This is a genomic window from Streptomyces sp. A012304 (assembly GCF_026008495.1).
Lineage (GTDB): Bacteria > Actinomycetota > Actinomycetes > Streptomycetales > Streptomycetaceae > Streptomyces.
In genome coordinates this window covers 1-303 of record NZ_BQUN01000182.1, presented here as the reverse complement: position 1 = coordinate 303, position 303 = coordinate 1, and the positions used below count along the sequence as shown (strand labels likewise).

Sequence of the window (303 nt, the reverse complement as noted above, 5' to 3'; positions counted from 1 at the left end):
GTATCACCGGCTCGAACCGCACCGGCTCGCGCAGGTTGCGGAACCAGTAACCGGCGTCCAGTTCGCTGGTGTCCAGCCGCCCGCCCGTCACCGTCGAGTAGAAGGCGGTGTCCGACCGGGTGGGCCGGATGTCGGCGAGCACGCGGCGGAGTTCGTCGGCCAGGGGGTCGACGTGCGCGGAGTGGGAGGCGTAGTCGACGGGGATCACGCGGGCGCGCGCTCCTTGCCGCTCGCAGCGGGCGCGGAGGGCGTCGAGGGCTTCGGGATCCCCCGCGACGACCGTGGAACGCGGCCCGTTGACCG

Annotated in this window: 1 protein-coding gene; it reads right to left on the bottom strand. The window is 73.3% G+C overall.

All coding sequences use genetic code 11. The features are described 5' to 3' along the window. Positions 1-303 (bottom strand): acyltransferase domain-containing protein (locus tag ALMP_RS36035; protein WP_264936472.1); only part of this gene is annotated, 303 nt, incomplete at both ends.